We start from the raw sequence: 17,661 nt of genomic DNA, 5'->3' as shown, positions 1-17,661 counted from the left end.
CGGCTTACTTGGCGACAATCACGCCTTGCGCGGTAGCCATATGAAAATCGTCAAAGAATTTGTACTCGCCAGCGCTCAGCGGCAGGATGATCACCGACGACGTCACGCCCGGTGCCAGCACCTTTTCCTTGCGCAGTTGGGTGCTTTCGAATTCGGCCGGCGTCTTGCCGGTATTGCTCACTTCCAGACGGAACTTGGTATTCACCGGCACTTGCAGACGGGCGGGTTTGAGCACACCGTCCTTCAATTCCAGCTTGTAAGTGGGCATATCATCAGCCAGTGCCGTCATCGACAGCAGGGCTGCCGCCAGAAACATCGCAACTTTCATGTGCAACCTCTGAATGAAAAACAGCGCTAACTTAAAATAAGCAGCGCTGTTTCTTATGATACTCCAACAGGAATGGTTTGCGTTTAGATTCTCATTCTCGCCATGCCTGTCCAGGATCAGGCTTAGTAGCCGCCCTTCTTGCCGATGCCCGCATAGGTGAACTCATAGTTCACTTCAAACGACTTGTACCACGGGCCCACACCGGTTTCCTTGTCCACATGGCGACCAAAGTGGGCGTGCGGGTTTTCCGACGGCGGCAGGATGGTCAGTTTCAGCTTGTACTTGCCCGGGCCTTGCAGCTTCACGTTGTCACCATAGTGCGGGCCGTCGTTGGCCACCATCGGCATCATGTCGCCCTTGATACTGCCCTTGCCCCCCACCTTGGTCAGTTCGTACTTGACCATCAGGTAGGGCATCCAGGCGCCTTCTTCAAAACCGTTGGGGTTGTTCTTCACGGCATGGATGTCGGCTTCCAGATGCACGTCGGACTCTTCGGCCTTACGCATCATGCCTTCCGGTTCCATCTTGGTCGGTTGCAGGTAAACCGCACCGATTTCCATGCCGTTCTTGATGGCCGGCTTGCCAATCGGGTATTCCTTGGCGGCAGCGACGGCACTCAGGGTCAGGGCGGCGGAAGCCAGCAAAACGGTGCTGATGGTGGAACGCATGAGTTACCCTTTATGCAAAGCAGCGGGCAGCGAAAGTCGCTACACATAGCTGCAGGAGAATGATAATTTTTCGCATTTTATATGCGAATTATTCTCTTTCGCAATCCACTTTCCGGAACCATCCGGGAAAATTATTGATAATTTCCGGAAAAACCCTATTTTTGATGCAGAATTTACAACAGCAGCCCTTCCGGAACGGCCAGGCCATGCTGCTGACGACAGGCTCAGCCGACCGAACGAGCCAGCCGACGGCGATAAGCCGTGCGAAATACCAAGCCCAATACCAGAAACACCGCCATGCAACAGGCCAGGCTAAGCGTACTGCCCCATACCAGCGGCGCAATCACCCCTGCCACGATGCTGGACAGCATGGTCTGCAAAAAGCCCTGCATGGATGACACCGTACCGCGCAAGGCAGGAAACTGGTCCATCAGGTTGAGTGTGATGGAAGGCGCGGCCAGCGACATACCCGTGGTGTAGAGCGCCAGCGGCAGTACCGCCCAGGGCATGGCTGGTGCGCTGGTGCTCAGGTTATAAGCCAGGTTGGCCCCGGCTGCGACAAACATCAGCACATAACCCAGCGTGACAATCTCGCGCGCGCTGCGCCGCCCGGCCATCTTGCCGGACAAAAAAGCGCCGAACATGATGCCGGACACCGCCGGGCCGAACATCCACAAAAACTGGTCCGGTCGCAAATGCAGATGCTGCATCAGGAATACCGGTGCCGACGGAATGTACAGAAAGAAACCGGCAAAATTGCAGGACACCGCCGCGGCCAGCAGCTGGAAATCGCGCTTGCCCAGCACCTCCAGATAGTTGCGCAGCAAGGAACGCCAGGCCAGCGGGGAACGCAGATGGGCATGATGGGTTTCATCCAGTGCAAACCAGCTCATCACGAACAGTGCGAGGCCGATCAGCGCCATGAACACGAAAATCGAATGCCAGCCAAACGCCCCGAACAACCAGCCGCCCACCACCGGCGCAATGGCCGGGGACAAGGAAAACAACATGGTAACCTGCGACATCAGCCGCTGCGCCGCCGCGCCGTCCAGCTTGTCGCGGATGATGGCCCGCCCCACCACCAACCCTGCCCCGCCACACAAACCCTGCAAGCCACGGCACAACAGCAGCCAGCCCAGCGACGGGGCCAGCGCACAGCCAAGCGAAGCTAGGCTGAACAGCAAGGTGGTGACCAGCACCACCGGCCGCCGACCAACCGCGTCGGAAATCGAACCATGCCACAGCATCATTACTGCATAGCACAGCAGATAAACCGTCAGCGCCTGCTGCATCTGCAAGGGCGATGCCGACAGCGCATGACCAATGGCCTGCATGGCCGGCAGGAAAGTATCAATCGAGAAGGGGCCGAGTGTGGACAGGGCCGCCAGCAACATGGCCAAGCCAAAATGGCTGCGCGCGGAATGCGACATGAAAATCCGATCAAGGGCGGAGGGGGCGGCACATGTTACCGCCGGGTGCCGGCAAAAGCCAAACCCTTGGCGCGGTGCGCCTGCTGAGCGAGAATGCGCCGCGCAGAAAAGCGGCAACACCGGATGTCATTGCCGCTACACAAAGAAAAAGTTTTCTGTCTAAGATGGAAGTCACTGCCCGGCCAGGCCGGTGTGGCAGCCCTTCATCCCACCCCACCAGAACCAAAAGGGAGACCCACCATGATCCGTCTGTATCACAACCCGCGCTGCTCCAAATCGCGCGAGGCGCTGGCCCTGCTGCAAGAAGCCGGAGCCGAAGTGGAGGTCATCGAATACCTGAAACACCCGCCTACCGCAGCCGAACTGGACCACATCCTCACCCTGCTGCAGCTGGAACCGCGCGACCTGCTACGCACCAAGGAAGAGGAATACGAAACCCTCTGTCTGGACGACATCACCCTGGAGCGGGACTCGCTGATTGAAACCATGGTGGATAACCCCATGCTGATCGAGCGCCCCATTGCGGTCAGCGACACCATGGCCGTGGTGGGTCGTCCGCCGGAAAAAGTGTTGGCGCTGCTGCAAAGCTAAGCGCGACTGACAAGCGCGTGGCATCACTGCGACACACCACCCGCTGACCGCACCTGGAATACAACAAGGAAACCAAACGCAGCAGACGTTTTAATTTGCGGTGCCAAACGTGGGCCACTACCAGACAATGCCAGGCCAAGCGGTCTGGCATTGTCGTTTCTGCACCCTGAGCATTGTCGTCACTGCGCGACATTGCGCCCCCTGCTGGATGGCTTCCATCCATATAATCACTTGAAAAATAGTAACGTATGTTACTAAAATGCCGCATGAACAAATCATTCCACCCGCTGGAGCAGGCAGTGGACCGCATCGAGGAACGTTTTCCCGGTGTGCCGCGCCAGCAAGTCATCCTGACCCGTTTGTACTTTCATATCCTGCCGCGTCTCACCGGCTACCTGAATGACGGGATGAAGGAATACGGCCTGAACGAATCGCTGTGGATGTCGCTGTTGGCCATGTATGCCTGCCCGCACCAGTCGCTCTACCCGTCGGATATCAGCGATACGCTGGACTCCTCCCGCACCAATGCCACGCGGATTGTCGACGAACTGGTGCGCCATGGGTGGGCTACCCGCATCCCCTGTGCGGCGGACCGGCGCAAGATCGGGCTGGAGCTGACCCAGCAAGGGCTGGAACTGGTGGAATCGCTGTTACCGGTATCCCGCGCCAACTATCGCGCGCTGTGGAGCGATTTCGACCCCGAAGAAATGCAGTTGATGGAAAAAATGATGCGCAAGCTACTGGCCCGGCTAGGTGGCTAAAGGCAGTTGAAGGTGGCTGCAAGCTGCTGACTGAGCAGGCCTTTGCATCAGCTAATAATAACGTATGTGACTATCACTTTACTAAGCATCACGATGGAATCTGGAGACCCACAAGGTGAATAAACCCAATTGGCAGCAGACTGCCGGCGTGTTGATGCTGACCGCCATGCTGGGCGGTTGTGCCAGCTTCGGCGAGGAAAACAACCCGGCCACACCGCTGACGGCCAGCCAGCTGCAGCTGGACCCTGCCCGCCCCGGCAGCCAGGTGCAGGCCGGCTGGTGGCAACAGCTGGCCGACCCGCAGCTGGACCAACTCATCAAAACCGCCTTGCAACAATCCCCCAGCCTGAAAGTGGCCGATGCCCGCCTGCGTGAGGCACGCAGCGCCATTGGCATGGCTGAAAGCAAGGACGGGCTGCAAGTGGCCGCCAATGCCAGCGTCGACCGCGAACGCTACTCGCTGTACGGCCTGCTGCCCGCCCCCATCGGCGGCAACTACTACGACGTTTACACCCTGTCGCTGGGTGCCAGCTGGGAAATCGACTTCTGGGGCAAGAACCGCGCTGCGGTACAGGCAGCCATTGGCAATCAGCAAGCTGTGGCACTGGAAGCCCAGCAGGCGCGCCTGACCCTGACCCAGGCGGTGATTGCGCAATACACCGAGCTGCAACGCATTGCGGCCCAGGCCAAGCTACTCAAGGCCCGCCAGCAACTGGCACAAAGCCAGCTGGCGCTGACCCATGCCCGCGTCAATGCCGGCCTGCTGCCGGGCGACAGCCTGCGTCAGGCCGAAATCCGCCTCAAGCAACTGAGCCAGCAAGACAGCGCACTGGCCGACCAGGCCGACCACGCCCGCCATGCGCTGGCAGCCTTGAGCGGCCAGCCGCCGCACGCATTGGATACCATGCAGCCGCCTGCGCTGAAACCGGCTCCGGCCATGCCGGATGCCGCCCTGACACTGGACATGCTGAGCCAGCGGCCGGATATCGTGGCCCAGCGCGCCCGCGTGGAAGCCATGAACGCCTCGGTCAACGCGGCAAAAGCCGAGTTCTACCCCAATGTGTCGCTGTCGGCCTTCATCGGCCAGTCGGCACTGGAAAGCGGCGATCTGTTGAAGGCCGGTTCCAAGGTGGTGGGCATCACCCCGGCCATTCACCTGCCCATTTTCACTGCCGGTGCCTTGCAGGCCAATCTGGCCTCTACCCGCGCCCGCTACGACATCGCGGTGGAAAACTACAACCAGACCGTGCTGTTTGCCCTGCGCGACGCCGCCGACAGTCTGTCCACCTGGCAAAAAACCGCCAGCCAGCTGTCTGATGCCCACCAGGCCACCCAACTGAGCCGCAAGGCATCCGACAGCACCGTGCTGCGCTTCAAGGCTGGGCTGGTGGACAAGCTGGCCGTACTGCAAGCCGAAGAGGCCGACCTGAACCAGCAAGGCGGCAAGATAGACGCCACTGCCGCCAACCGCATGGCCTGGGCCAATCTGAACACAGCACTGGGCGGGGGCTTCGCCACCAGTGAAACCACCCAACAAGCCCGCTAAGGACACCCATCATGGATAAGCAGATCGAGACGGCGAAAAGCCGCAAACGCAACCTTTTTGTTGCCACCGGCCTGATTGCCGCACTGGCCATCGGCTACGGTATCTATTGGGGTCTGGTACTCAGCCATCAGGAAAATACCGACGACGCCTATGTGGCTGGTCACATGGTGCAGCTGACCCCGGAAGTGGCAGGCACCGTGGTGAAGATCAGTGCCGAAGATACCGACCGCGTCAACAGCGGCCAGACCGTGGTGGCGTTTGACAATAGCGATGCCAAGCTGGCGTTCGAGCGTGCGCGCAATGAATTTGTGCAAACCGTGCGCGAAACCCGCCAGTTGATGACCAGCACCCAGCAGCTGGCTGCCCAGGTGGCACAGCGTGAAGCCGAGCTGGGCCGCGCCCAGTCCGACCTGAAACGCCGCGAAACCCTGGCCGGTACCGATGCCATGTCGGCCGAAGAACTGGGCCACGCCCGTGATGCAGTGAAAACTGCTCAGGCCGCGCTGGACGCTGCCCGCGAACAAGCCAAGGCCACCAATGCGCTGGTGGGCAAGGATGTGCTGGCCAAGCAGCCGAATGTGCAACGTGCTGCCAGCAAGCTGAAAGAGGCCTGGCTGGCGCTGCAACGTACCGAGGTGAAGGCACCGGTCACCGGCTATGTGGCCCGCCGTAATGTGCAGGTAGGCCAGCGCGTGGCCACCGGCACCCCGCTGATGGTGGTGGTGCCGCTGGACAGCGTGTGGGTGGATGCCAACTTCAAGGAAGTACAGCTGGCCAAGATCCGCATTGGTCAGGACGTGGAGCTGACAGCCGACGTGTATGGCAGCAAGGTGAGCTATCACGGCAAGGTGCAAGGCCTGTCCGCCGGGACTGGCAGCGCCTTCTCGCTGTTGCCGGCGCAAAATGCCACCGGTAACTGGATCAAGGTGGTACAGCGCGTGCCGGTACGCATCCAGCTGGACCCAAAGCAACTGAAGGAACACCCGCTGCGCGTCGGCTTGTCGGTGGATGCCGTGGTGGACACCAGCAAGCAGGACGGCCCGACACTGGCGCAAAGCGCACGTGACAACCCGGTACAGGAAACCCGCGCCCTCACCCCGGACCTGAAACAGGCGGACGATCTGGTCGCCAGCCTGCTGGCCGCCAACGCCCAGTAATTCCCGGTCATTCGCAGCGGCGACAGCCATGCCGCCGCTGCGGGTGCCGTCTTGAGGATTTCCCCTGATGAATCATCCACCACTGACCGGCTCGCGCCTGGTGTGGATCACGCTGGCGCTGTCGATGTCGGTGTTCATGCAAGTGCTGGACACCACCATTGCCAACGTCGCATTGCCCACCATTTCCGGCAATCTGGGCGCGGCCACCAGCCAGGGTACCTGGGTCATTACCTCGTTCGGCGTGGCCAATGCCATCGCCGTACCGCTTACCGGCTGGCTGGCCAAGCAGATTGGCGAAGTAAAGCTGTTCACCATTTCCACCCTGTTGTTCGTGCTGACCTCCTGGATGTGCGGCATGGCCAACAGCCTGGAAATGCTCATCCTGTTCCGCGTGCTGCAAGGCGCGGTAGCCGGGCCGATGATTCCGCTGTCACAAAGCCTGCTGATGGCCTGCTATCCACCGGCCAAGAAGGGGCTGGCGCTGGCGCTATGGGCGATGACAGTGATTGTGGCACCGGTATTCGGCCCGATTCTCGGCGGGGTCATCAGCGATAACTGGCACTGGGGCTGGATTTTCTTCATCAACGTCCCGGTGGGGCTGGCAGCCGCCTTTATCAGCTGGAAAATCCTCAAGGAACGGGAAAGCGACATCATCGACTTGCCCATCGACAAGCTGGGCCTGGCCTTGCTGGTGGTGGGCGTGGGTGCGTTACAGATGATGCTGGACCGTGGCAAGGAGCTGGACTGGTTCAACTCCACCGAAATCGTGGTGCTGGCCATTGTCTCGGCCGTTTCGCTGATTTATCTGGTGATCTGGGAGCTGGGGGAACAACACCCCATTGTCGACCTCAGCCTGTTTGCCAAACGCAATTTCACCGTAGGCACCGTGGCCATCAGCCTGGGCTTCATGCTGTATTTCGGCGCGGTGGTGCTGCTGCCATTGATGCTGCAAACCCAAATGGGCTACACCGCCACCTGGGCAGGCCTGGCTGCTGCGCCCATCGGTATTTTGCCGGTATTCCTGTCGCCCATCATCGGCAAGAACGCGCACCGGCTGGACATGCGCTGGCTGGTCACCATCAGCTTCAGCGTGTATGCCGCCTGCTTCTTCTGGCGTAGTACTTTCAACCCGGAAATGGACTTTGCCTACGTGGTATGGCCGCAGTTCATCCAGGGTATAGGCGTGGCCTGCTTCTTCATGCCGCTGACCACCATCACCCTGTCCGGGCTGCGACCGAACCAGATTGCCAGCGCCTCCAGCCTGTCCAACTTCCTGCGGATTCTGGCCGGCAGTATCGGCACCTCCATCACCACCACGCTGTGGGACCGGCGCGAAGCCCTGCACCACGCCCAGCTCACCCAGCATGTGACGCTGTACGATCAGGCCAGCCTGCTGTGGTTCCGCCTGCTGGAGAGCACCGGCATGTCCACCAGCCAGCAACAGGCCTACACCGCCTTGCAGATTACCCGTCAGGGTTCGCTGATTGGCGTGAACGAGGTGTTCTGGCTGTTTGGCATCATGTTTGTCGCACTGATTGCACTGGTATGGTTTGCCCGGCCGCCGTTTACTTCCAGTGGTGCGGCCGACAGCGGCGCGCATTAAGCGCCGCTGACAAACCCTGCTACTGCGTTGCGCCTTGCCCCAGGGACGCTACGCTCTTGTCTGCCGCTCCAGAAATCATCCGTCAACACAAAGCCCGCGCCAGCGGGCTTTTTCATCTATTCGCGCCCAACTGGCTAATCCACCCGGCAGCGCAATTTCCCCTCGGCATTGTTGGCGCACAGCTTGATATTGCCGTCCTGATCCAGCACCAGCACTTCCGGGCCCAGCCACAGGAAATCCGGCTTGGGAACCGCCCGTAACTGAAAGCTGTCGGCGCGGGCATTGCCGTCTTGTGCGCCGAATGCCAGCTGGTAATGCGTGGTTTCGCTGACCGGCAGCGGCGGCCAATGGCCCGCGCCCTGCGTGTAACGACCATGCTGACTGCGCCATTGCGCCATGAAATGGCTGGCCTGCAGCAAGGCCACCCGGGCCTCGGCCTGCCGCACTTTCACCACATGGCCGCGCATCAGTGGTACGGCAAGGCCCAACAGCAGCGATAGCAGCGCCAGTGCCATCAATAGCTCGATCAGGCTGAAACCTGGTTTGCGCCAACTCATGGCAGTCGCCGCCATGACAGTCGCCGCCACGGATGCCCCAGCCTGCCCTCAGGCTCCAGCAGGACATGGCTTTGCAGCGTAACCACGCTGCCGGCCTGCCGTCCCCAGCCGCGCGCGGTGACGCGGAATAACAGCCCGCTGCCATCCGGGGCGGGATAGCGCGGGTCCAGCAACTCGATCAGATAATGCGGGTCGGCCCAATACCATGGCCCTGGTGCCACGCCCGGGCAGTAATGACCGCTGGATAGCGGTTGCAATGCCACACGCCGGGCCGATCCACAGGGATGCAGCAGTTCCAGCCCTGCGGTATCGCGCTGTTGCCACGGTGCAGGATAGGCCTGACCGGCCAGCGCGGCGGACAAGCACAAACCCTGCTGCCAGGGCGGTGGGTTGCGCGGCTGACGACAAGTCAGGGTAAACGGAGAAGTCGGCCCATTCAGCTCCACCGCCGACATTGCGCCTAAGCGGGCAAGTTGCGGCAGCCTTGGCAAGGCGGCCTCCCCTGCTTGCAAGGCAGTTTCTGCCAGACGGAAGGCCAGCTGTGCATCGTCCAGATTGCTGCCAATACGCTGCTCATCGCGCAACAAGCGGCCAACACCAAGCGCCACGATGGTCAGCAACATCAGCCATAACAGGGCCGTCAGCAGCACCACACCACACTGCTTCAGATGGTTCCGGCTCAACATGCGGCCCCCATGCGGCTGGCCAACTGCATGTCGTATGCAGGCAAGCTGACACCTTGCATGGTCAGTTGCACCATCCACCACCAGCGTCGTTGCCCATCAGCGCAAACCGTGGCTGGCCTTGCCTGCACCGTCAGGCTGGCAAGGTCATCGCTCAGGCGCTGTGGCGGGTCATTATCCAGTTGCCACCACAGGCTGCCGGACGATTGCCAGTCATAGCGCAGCTGGCGCAGCGGCTGCAATTCCAGAGACAGCAGGTGGTGGTGCTTCAGGTTTTGCCATATCGGATGATGTGGCGGCAGCCGCAGCCATACCGTATCGCCCTCAGCTTCCAGCCAGGCTTGCTCTCCCAGTACCAGCCGGTCGATATGCTGACAACTGCTGAGCAACAACACTTGTCCCGGCAGCCATGGTGGAGGTGCTTGCAGCAAGCGCAGGCCGCGTCGTTCTGTCTCTGCGCTGTCTGGTAAGACAGCCACACCCGCATCGGCATAGCGCAGTGCCAGACTGCCATTCTCTGGCAATGGCATGGCAGGCTCCTGCCCGGCAGGCCACTGGGCCGGACCGGCACAGCCAAAACTTCCGGCCATGCGGATGTCCCGCCCCAGTTGCTGCAAGACAAAGCGGGCTTCCTGCTGGACATCCAGCCGCATCAGCGCAAAGCGCTGGCTGTGCAAGCTTGCTTGCAGCACCGGCAACAGCAAGGTGCATAACAGCAGGCCCAGCGTCATGCTTAGTAGTAGTTCCAGCAAGGAAAACCCGCGCATCACGCTCATAAGGGCTAATCCACGGGCAACTGCCAGCTCAGCCCGGAGGCAAGGGTCAGCTGCAACCACAACTGGGCAGGCGCGGCACAGTCAGCAGACGCAATCGTGGCGGGAAGCCCACCGGAGTCACGGCACGTCAGATTCAGCAAAGGCGATTGATCCGGCCACAAGGTTTGTACCGTGTGTTGCAAGGCCGCCGTCGTGGCAGCCTCCAATGGTCCGGCCTTGCCGAAGCGGGCTGTTTCCAGCTGTCGAGCCTCAGCCAGATTGCTGGCAGCCAGCAGCAGACGGCTGGTGGTATCGCTATCGCGTACATGGTGCAGGCTGTTGGCCACCATGGCGGACAGCGGCAGCAAGGCAAAGGAGAGGATGAACAAGGTCAGCAGCACTTCCAGCAAGCTGAAGCCCTCAAGCTTTGCCTGCAGGTCAGCCACAGCAGCTCTCCTGACGGCACCACTGCGCCCGTCCGCCTGCCAGCAGTTGCAAGCGGTGGCACTGCCCATGGCTGCTGCGTAATTCGAAATACGGCAGCTGGCCTGCCATCAGCCTGCCGACAGGAGAAAATGCAAAGGCATGCTGGCTGGCACGTACCTGAATGCTGCTGGCGGAAAACAGCGCGTGGTGCAGCCGCTCGCCGCTGTCGTATCGGCCATTCTCCTGTTCCGGGCTATCGGCAAACACCAGCACGCCCTCGCTCCAGTCCTGCCAGCTGCTCTTGCGTTCCGGCTGGCAGCCCTGAATATCCAGATTGACCTTGCTGTTGAGTGCGCACACCCATACCGGGCGATTGGCACGAATGGCCTCGCTGCGCGCCAGCATCAGGCTGGCATGAAGTAACTGGCTGCGGGCCTGCAATTGCAGACGGGCCATCACGCCCTGCATGGCCGGTAGTCCCTGGGTCAGCAGAATCATGCTGACCACCATCACCACCAGCATTTCAAACAGGGTAAAACCCGCATGCGGGCAATCACGCGGCTTGGCTTGCGACATGGAGCCACCTCCGGGCCATGACGGTTGTAACAACACATGGTCGCGGGGATTGCCATGGCAGGCTGCCAGCAGGCTCTGGTATTACATTTGAATAGTCTGGCCATGCCCCTGGCTTTGCCATGACAAAGGCAAAGAAAAAGCCACCGGCATGGGTGGCTTTGGCTGAAGGATTGAAAATGATGAAGCGCTGAAGCTTAGTGGGCAGCTTCCCAACTGTTGCCCGCGCCGACTTCCGCCAGCAGCGGCACTTTCAGCGCCGCCACACCGGCCATGATTTGCGGCAGCTGCTGTTTCACCAGCTCCAGCTCGGTATCCGGCACTTCCAGTACCAGTTCATCGTGTACCTGCATGATCAGCAGGCTGGACAGCTTTTGTGCATCCAGCGCATTCTTCAATATAAAAATCTCAAATATTATTATCCTGCTTCCGCAACACATCAGCGGCTATAAGCAAAACTAAAAATAAACATAGCCACAAATCACAAAAACGTTACTCCTCCACTTTGATGATGATTCATCAATAATGATGACCTTATCCATCCTGAAAGTACTTAATCGAATCATAGCTATCTATAATCTCAATTACCTTTTTATTGTTTTTGTACTTAACTAGCAATACATTCCTTTGTATTTTTGCTTTTTTGCAATATTTATGGATTTCAAGCTCAATTCTCTCCTTATGCAAACTTGACAAACCAGTATCCCACTCTCCTGCAAAGTGCTCGCACATCTCTGCATTTTTTATAAAATCAGTGACATCACGCTTTAATCCCCCTCCAAACGTGGCACACGGGAAAATTATTAAAACCACTAGCAGTTTAACCAATTTAATTATCGCCGCTTCTTGGCAAAGTGGGGTTAAGAGCTGTTAACTGAGAAGCCAGAACCTGTTTCGACATCCTTCAATTCGACTGACACTGATTGCTCCAATCACTGACAACGATGTCCTTCAGCTCTTCACCCTTCACGAACACCGACAGACATTGGCCGCTCTTGTCCTTGTATTGGAGAATACAGACGGCTATATCCATGGCACAAGAGTAAACCTCTTTATACCCAGCATGGTACAGAACCCTGTCAACTCCCATCAATCTACTTGGGTCTGTATTGTTGAGCGGATTCCATCCATGTGCTATCACTGACTTCCGGGCTGGCTTGAATGGCTGATCTTTCCTAAGGAAGGTATCTGCCTGATCGGCAGCCTTGGCTGACAAGCTTGCCATCATTAGCAGGCTTATAATCCGTTTCATTTGACTTTCACGCCGTCCCACGTATAGATATTACTGACTGAAAATGTATTCCCATAACAGAAATCTCGGCGGTTTTTGGTATAACTCCCGACTCACTATGCTTTCCGCATACAGATTTTAATTGTCGGATCGTGTTTTCAGTACAGGATGAATGAGCCACGACTCTTCCTCATAGACAAGGCGAGCGAGTTCGATTAAACCTTCTTTTTGTCGAACCGAGCTTAAGTGGGTTGACTGTTCCGTTGCTTCTCATTAACTACTCTTGAGGTGGGCAAGTAACTGTTTTCCAGTCAATCACGCGCATCCATTTAATCTGCTCGCCACGGGTTTCTACCTGCAAACAGGTTTTCCCGCGTGTGTAAAAAAAGTTGCAATCCGTTTCACCTAGTGAACAACTTGAGATTTCTTCCATGCCACGATTCAACAACTTGCGCTCAATTGCTGCCCAAGGAAAGCCATCCTCTCCGGTTAAATGTGTTTTGTATGGGTGCCAACCGTGTGCAAGAACGAGTTTTCTCGCTTGCAAAAACGACATGTTCGCTTTCAAGTACTCTTCCGCATGGCAAGGGGCCATCACAAAGAGCAAGCCAAGAATGACGTAGAATAGGTTCTTCATTTTGCCTCTCCACCAAGTTCCTTATACTTCGCAAGGCAATCTTGATATTTTCTGTATGGCTGCTTCGGGTAACGATTGCCGATGCCCGGACCCTGCTCGAGTGATGCCCAAGGATATGAGGCTCTCTGCATTGCGCCCAAGAAGTTGCTATTAACCAACGCATCGGTAGCCTTCATGCGCCGTAAGACATCGACAGCAATCAAATCTTGAGTATGTGGGCTGAAGTCGCTAAGGCCCATCATTTTGATGCCATGGTCTTCCCAGGTTCCCTTGGTGATCTGATAGGCTCCGGCTGCTGTAGTATGGTGATCACGCCCTGGCCCCGGGTGGGTTGAATAGTCAGTAAATCGCCACTTGTCGTTTTTCTTACCTTTGATTGCACCATACATGAAGTCGTATCCACCACCCTCTGCCCAAACAATCATGCCCAAGAATGCCTTGATATTGACATTTTTCAATAACTCTTCGTTTTGAGCGCGCCTCACCGCCTTCTTGTCCACGTTTACAACCTTGATTCTACGGTCAGTGGTCGGTGTGGTAGTTTTTTCAGCCACCTTGATTAATGGCGTGCCAGACTCGCTGACAAGTGGAGTGGTATCAGCCATCAAAATCTCCGATGTGGATTGCTACAATTTCTGCATCCTTGTGATCCTCAATCATGTGGGTGTAACCACCACTATCAGTTATTCCACGCTCATGAATTCCATTTGCTCTTTTTATTGAATATTCCGCATTAATCATTGGCATACCATCTTCATCACACAGCTGATAAAAATCATTATACTTTTTCAATCCATCATCAATTGTCGATGCTACTGCAGCGCCAGTATTGGCTTTATTCCACCCCACAATATATGCATCATCAATAATTACCTCCCAAGCCGTTGATGTATTCATTAGCTTTTGCGGCTTCGGGCACTGGCATATTAAATAATCACCATTTAAAGCTAGCTTATAACCATGAATATTATCCGGGGCATGGCTAGGCCTGGGGCCGACACATCGAATAACGCCCATCGACTTGCACACATTACACCACCCCTTTAGCCCATCGGCGGTAGGTTCTTTACCGTCAATATAGGCTTTATCATGGCCGATACCTTCCCGGACTTGTCCACCGCCGGTGATGGGATCACCTTGTAGGCACACATATCGGATTTGTGGCATTTTTAATCCGCCTTGAAATAATCAACCAGAAGCCCTTCTGGTATTTTCCCACCTTCCCGAATGACACATGACATCGCTGCGTGCGGCGTGCTAATAACGACATCTCCATTGCTAAGCCGGCTGCCCAGGATGGCGACACTTGAATAAGAACCGTCCTTATTGTTCAAACTCATCGCGCGTCCAGCCCCTGAAATAATTTCCGCCTTGCGTCCATCTGGATAAACCACTTTGTCGCCAACGGCTGCAATAAACCGCCCTGCACAGAAAACGCCACGATCTTTTGCGACCACCGTTCCACCATCTCGGGTTTTGGCTCCGTCAGTGATATAAAAAAACTGCGCGATGATCGGCTTTTTTTGCTCTTCGGCATACGCCTGCATTTGTTTTTCAATTTCGGCACGTGCGCTTTCCAACATTTGACTGAGCTCTTCTTGCGTGAAGTTGTACATACTGAGTCCTTATTTATTTAAAAATCTCTCGGTCTTCTTGCTTTGTCGCCTTGGCAAGAGCGCCTTATTTCTTCATACACGACCTGCGACGGTAGGGCGGCGCTTATATGCCATGGCGGTAGCATCAGCACATGGTCGCGGGGATTGCCATGGCAGGCTGCCAGCAGGCTCTGGTATTACATTTGAATAGTCTGGCCATGCCCCTGGCTTTGCCATGACAAAGGCAAAGAAAAAGCCACCGGCATGGGTGGCTTTGGCTGAAGGATTGAAAATGATGAAGCGCTGAAGCTTAGTGGGCAGCTTCCCAGCTGTTGCCCGCGCCGACTTCCGCCAGCAGCGGCACTTTCAGCGCCGCCACACCGGCCATGATTTGCGGCAGCTGCTGTTTCACCAGCTCCAGCTCGGTATCCGGTACTTCCAGCACCAGTTCATCGTGTACCTGCATGATCAGCAGGCTGGACAGTTTTTGTGCATCCAGCCAGTTCTGTACGGCAATCATGGCCAGCTTGATCAGGTCGGCGGCGGTGCCTTGCATCGGCGCATTGATGGCGGCACGCTCGGCACCGGCGCGGCGGGCCGGGTTGGACAGCTTGATTTCCGGCAGATACAGGCGGCGGCCGAATACGGTTTCCACATAGCCTTGCTCGCGCGCGGTTTCGCGGGTGCGCTGCATGTAATCGGCCACACCGGGGTAGCGCATGAAGTAGCGGTCGATGTATTGCTGGGCGGCGCTGCGTTCGATGTCCAGCTGGGCCGCGAGGCCAAAGGCGCTCATGCCGTAGATCAGGCCGAAGTTGATGGCCTTGGCGGCGCGGCGCTGATCGCTCGTCACCTGTTCCAGTGTCACGCCGAATACTTCGGCCGCTGTGGCTTTGTGGATGTCCTCGCCACTGGCAAAGGCAGCCAGCATGCCTGCGTCGTCGGACAGATGCGCCATGATGCGCAGTTCGATTTGCGAATAGTCGGCACTGACAATGCTGTGGCCGGGCTTGGCGATAAAGGCCTCGCGCACGCGGCGGCCTTCGGCGGTACGCACCGGGATGTTTTGCAGGTTCGGGTCCGAGCTGGCCAGCCGCCCGGTAATCGCCACAGCTTGTGAATAATTGGTGTGCACCCGGCCGGTGTCCGGGTTGATCAGCGTGGGCAGCTTGTCGGTATAAGTGGATTTGAGCTTGGTCAGGCTGCGGTATTGCAGGATGCACTTGGGCAGCGGGTAATCCAGCGCCAGCGCTTCCAGTACCGATTCGTCGGTGGAGAAGCCACCGGACGGCGTTTTCTTGATGCCCTTGGTGGGAATGCCCAGCTTGCCGAACAGGATTTCCTGCAGCTGCTTGGGCGAATTCAGGTTGAAGGGCTGGCCGGCCAGCTCGTAAGCCTGGCTTTCCAGTTGCAGCATCTGCGTGCCCAGCTGATGGCTCTGCGCTGCCAGCTGCTCGCGGTCTATCAGTACGCCGTTACGCTCCATGCGGAACAGCACTTCGGCTACCGGCAGTTCGATATCGCGGTAGATTTCGCCAAGTTTGCCGCTCAGTTGCGGGGCAAAGTACTGGTTCAGCCGCAGGGTGATGTCGGCATCTTCCGCCGCGTAATTGGCGGCAATCTCGATATCCACTTCGCCAAAGCCGATCTGCTTGGCACCCTTGCCGCAGATGTCTTCATAGCTGACCGTGGTTTCGCCCAGATGGCGCGCGGCCAGGTCGTCCATATTGTGGCGCTGGTGGCTTTCCAGCACGTAGGAGGCCAGCATGGAGTCGTCCACCACCCCGGCCAGCCGGATGCCATGATTGGCAAACACATGGCGGTCGTATTTCAGGTTCTGGCCGCACTTGGGTTTGCTGGCGTCTTCCAGCCAGGGCTTGAGTCGGGCCAGCACGTCGTCCAGCGCCAGTTGCTGGGGTGCACCGGCATAGTGGTGGCCCAGCGGCAGATAGGCTGCCTCGCCCGCCTGCAAGGCAAAGCTGATGCCGACAATGCGCGCCTGCATCTGGTCCAGGCTGGTGGTTTCGGTGTCCAGCGACACCAGCGCACCGCTACCCAGCTTGTCCAGCCAACTTTGCAGCGAGGCCTCGTCCAGAATGGTGTGGTAATGGCGGCTGATGGCCTTGGCTGGCGGCGGTGCGAGCGGTGCTGGCGTGGCATCGGCGATGGCGAACATATCGTCAGTCTGGCCGACGCTGGCCGCAGGCGCATCCACCGGGGACGGACTGCTGACCGGCGCGTCTTCACCTTCGGTCACTTCGCGGTAGAAGGTGCGGAAGCCGTGGTCCTTGAACAGCTCGGCCAGGCGCGGCCGGTCTTTCACGCCGTGTTGCAGGCTGTTGAGGCCGTAGGGCATGTCCTGCTGCAAATCCACATCACACTTGATGGTGATGAGCTGATGGCCGCGCGGCAGCCAGTCCAGCGCGGCGCGCAGGTTTTCGCCCACCTTGCCGCCCACCTTGTCGGCATTGGCGATGATGTTGTCCAGCGTGCCGTATTCTTCCAGCCACTTGACGGCGGTTTTCGGGCCACATTTGTCCACGCCGGGGACATTGTCCACCTTGTCGCCTATCAGGGTGAGGTAGTCGATGATGCGTTCCGGCGGCACGCCGAACTTCTCTTTCACCCCGGCCTGGTCCAGGTTTTCATTGGTCATGGTGTTCACCAGCGACACCATGGGCGTCACCAGCTGGGCCATGTCCTTGTCACCGGTGGAGATGATGACCTTGAAGCCGGCAGCCTCGCCCATCCTCGCCAGCGTGCCGATGACATCGTCGGCTTCCACCCCCTCCACCATCAGCATCGGCCAGCCCGAAGCTTGCACCACCTCGTGCACCGGCTTAATCTGTGCGGCCAGCTCTTCCGGCATGGAAGGCCGGTTGGCCTTGTATTCCGGATACAGCTCATCGCGGAAAGTCTTGCCTTTAGCGTCGAAAACGCAGGCGCTATAATCGAACTGCACCTCTTTCTCCAGGCGGCGCAGCATGTTGACCATGCCGTATACCGCACCGGTGGGCCGGCCATCCGGAGAACGCAAATCGGGCATCGCATGGAAGGCGCGATACAGGTAAGAAGAGCCGTCGATCAATAACAATGTTTTCATAGAAAAGGGGGCAAATG

General features: G+C 58.0%; 20 protein-coding genes. 5 read left to right on the top strand and 15 right to left on the bottom strand.

Annotated features, from left to right (window positions below; translation table 11 throughout):
- Nucleotides 1–4: 4 nt before the first annotated feature.
- The 3 genes from HWX34_RS09190 to HWX34_RS09180 all read right to left on the bottom strand — a co-directional run bounded on the left by HWX34_RS09190 (nt 5) and on the right by HWX34_RS09180 (nt 2,426).
- Nucleotides 5–328 carry a cupredoxin domain-containing protein gene (locus HWX34_RS09190; protein WP_178971947.1) on the bottom strand — a complete coding sequence of 108 codons (324 nt, stop codon included), beginning with the start codon at nt 326–328 and terminating at the stop codon, nt 5–7.
- Nucleotides 329–450: 122 nt separating this feature from the next.
- Nucleotides 451–996, bottom strand: a complete 546-nt coding sequence (locus HWX34_RS09185) for an iron transporter (protein WP_124645534.1) — start codon at nt 994–996, stop codon at nt 451–453.
- A gap of 224 nt (nt 997–1,220) precedes the next feature.
- The gene (locus HWX34_RS09180) at nt 1,221–2,426 is read right to left on the bottom strand and encodes a multidrug effflux MFS transporter (RefSeq protein ID WP_178971946.1); all 1,206 of its coding nucleotides are present in this window, start codon (nt 2,424–2,426) and stop codon (nt 1,221–1,223) included.
- Between the two features lie 240 nt (nt 2,427–2,666).
- Here HWX34_RS09180 and arsC point away from each other — a divergent pair, with 240 nt between their 5' ends.
- The 5 genes from arsC to HWX34_RS09155 all read left to right on the top strand — a co-directional run bounded on the left by arsC (nt 2,667) and on the right by HWX34_RS09155 (nt 8,084).
- Nucleotides 2,667–3,017: an arsenate reductase (glutaredoxin) gene (gene arsC / locus HWX34_RS09175; protein WP_178971945.1), complete on the top strand. Its 351-nt coding sequence runs from the start codon at nt 2,667–2,669 to the stop codon at nt 3,015–3,017.
- Nucleotides 3,018–3,283: 266 nt separating this feature from the next.
- Entirely contained in the window at nt 3,284–3,778 is a 495-nt protein-coding gene (locus HWX34_RS09170; RefSeq protein WP_178971944.1) for a MarR family transcriptional regulator, read from the top strand.
- A gap of 115 nt (nt 3,779–3,893) precedes the next feature.
- On the top strand, nt 3,894–5,324 hold the full coding sequence (locus HWX34_RS09165; RefSeq protein ID WP_370459703.1) for an efflux transporter outer membrane subunit: 1,431 nt from the start codon (nt 3,894–3,896) through the stop codon (nt 5,322–5,324).
- 11 nt (nt 5,325–5,335) lie between these two features.
- Nucleotides 5,336–6,481 (top strand): HlyD family efflux transporter periplasmic adaptor subunit, encoded by a 1,146-nt coding sequence (locus tag HWX34_RS09160; RefSeq protein WP_178971943.1) that lies wholly within the window; start codon nt 5,336–5,338, stop codon nt 6,479–6,481.
- 67 nt (nt 6,482–6,548) lie between these two features.
- A complete protein-coding gene (locus tag HWX34_RS09155; protein WP_178971942.1) occupies nt 6,549–8,084 on the top strand; it encodes a DHA2 family efflux MFS transporter permease subunit in 1,536 nt (511 codons plus the stop codon).
- 134 nt (nt 8,085–8,218) lie between these two features.
- Here the strand turns inward: HWX34_RS09155 and HWX34_RS09150 are convergent, their stop codons facing one another.
- The 12 genes from HWX34_RS09150 to polA all read right to left on the bottom strand — a co-directional run bounded on the left by HWX34_RS09150 (nt 8,219) and on the right by polA (nt 17,644).
- Entirely contained in the window at nt 8,219–8,641 is a 423-nt protein-coding gene (locus HWX34_RS09150) for a type IV pilin protein (RefSeq protein ID WP_178971941.1), read from the bottom strand.
- Nucleotides 8,638–9,327 carry a pilus assembly protein PilX gene (locus HWX34_RS09145; protein WP_178971940.1) on the bottom strand — a complete coding sequence of 230 codons (690 nt, stop codon included), beginning with the start codon at nt 9,325–9,327 and terminating at the stop codon, nt 8,638–8,640. Before HWX34_RS09145 ends, HWX34_RS09150 begins: the two co-directional genes overlap by 4 nt.
- Nucleotides 9,321–10,100, bottom strand: coding sequence for a PilW family protein (locus tag HWX34_RS09140; protein WP_178971939.1), 780 nt, complete (start codon nt 10,098–10,100; stop codon nt 9,321–9,323). The genes HWX34_RS09145 and HWX34_RS09140 overlap by 7 nt, the downstream gene beginning before the upstream one ends.
- A 5-nt stretch (nt 10,101–10,105) precedes the next feature.
- Nucleotides 10,106–10,525 carry a hypothetical protein gene (locus tag HWX34_RS09135; RefSeq protein ID WP_178971938.1) on the bottom strand — a complete coding sequence of 140 codons (420 nt, stop codon included), beginning with the start codon at nt 10,523–10,525 and terminating at the stop codon, nt 10,106–10,108.
- Nucleotides 10,518–11,081, bottom strand: coding sequence for a GspH/FimT family pseudopilin (locus HWX34_RS09130; protein ID WP_178971937.1), 564 nt, complete (start codon nt 11,079–11,081; stop codon nt 10,518–10,520). The genes HWX34_RS09135 and HWX34_RS09130 overlap by 8 nt, the downstream gene beginning before the upstream one ends.
- Nucleotides 11,082–11,275: 194 nt before the next feature.
- Nucleotides 11,276–11,494: a DNA polymerase gene (locus HWX34_RS09125; protein ID WP_370459713.1), complete on the bottom strand. Its 219-nt coding sequence runs from the start codon at nt 11,492–11,494 to the stop codon at nt 11,276–11,278.
- Between the two features lie 118 nt (nt 11,495–11,612).
- Complete coding sequence (locus HWX34_RS09120) at nt 11,613–11,906, bottom strand: hypothetical protein (RefSeq protein ID WP_178971935.1); 294 nt, start codon at nt 11,904–11,906, stop codon at nt 11,613–11,615.
- A 680-nt stretch (nt 11,907–12,586) separates the two neighbouring features.
- Entirely contained in the window at nt 12,587–12,946 is a 360-nt protein-coding gene (locus HWX34_RS09115; protein ID WP_178971934.1) for a hypothetical protein, read from the bottom strand.
- Nucleotides 12,943–13,551, bottom strand: a complete 609-nt coding sequence (locus HWX34_RS09110; protein ID WP_218645117.1) for a hypothetical protein — start codon at nt 13,549–13,551, stop codon at nt 12,943–12,945. The genes HWX34_RS09115 and HWX34_RS09110 overlap by 4 nt, the downstream gene beginning before the upstream one ends.
- Nucleotides 13,544–14,113 (bottom strand): PAAR domain-containing protein, encoded by a 570-nt coding sequence (locus tag HWX34_RS09105; protein ID WP_178971933.1) that lies wholly within the window; start codon nt 14,111–14,113, stop codon nt 13,544–13,546. The genes HWX34_RS09110 and HWX34_RS09105 overlap by 8 nt, the downstream gene beginning before the upstream one ends.
- A 2-nt stretch (nt 14,114–14,115) precedes the next feature.
- Nucleotides 14,116–14,562 (bottom strand): PAAR domain-containing protein, encoded by a 447-nt coding sequence (locus HWX34_RS09100; protein ID WP_178971932.1) that lies wholly within the window; start codon nt 14,560–14,562, stop codon nt 14,116–14,118.
- Nucleotides 14,563–14,851: 289 nt separating this feature from the next.
- The gene (gene polA, locus HWX34_RS09095) at nt 14,852–17,644 is read right to left on the bottom strand and encodes a DNA polymerase I (protein WP_178971931.1); all 2,793 of its coding nucleotides are present in this window, start codon (nt 17,642–17,644) and stop codon (nt 14,852–14,854) included.
- Between the last annotated feature and the right edge of the window lie 17 nt (nt 17,645–17,661).

It is taken from the genome of Aquitalea sp. LB_tupeE (assembly GCF_013391415.1).
In the GTDB taxonomy this organism is placed as follows: Bacteria; Pseudomonadota; Gammaproteobacteria; order Burkholderiales; family Chromobacteriaceae; genus Aquitalea.
Note: the sequence above shows the minus strand (reverse complement) of the source record. Positions and strands in the feature narration are given on the sequence as shown.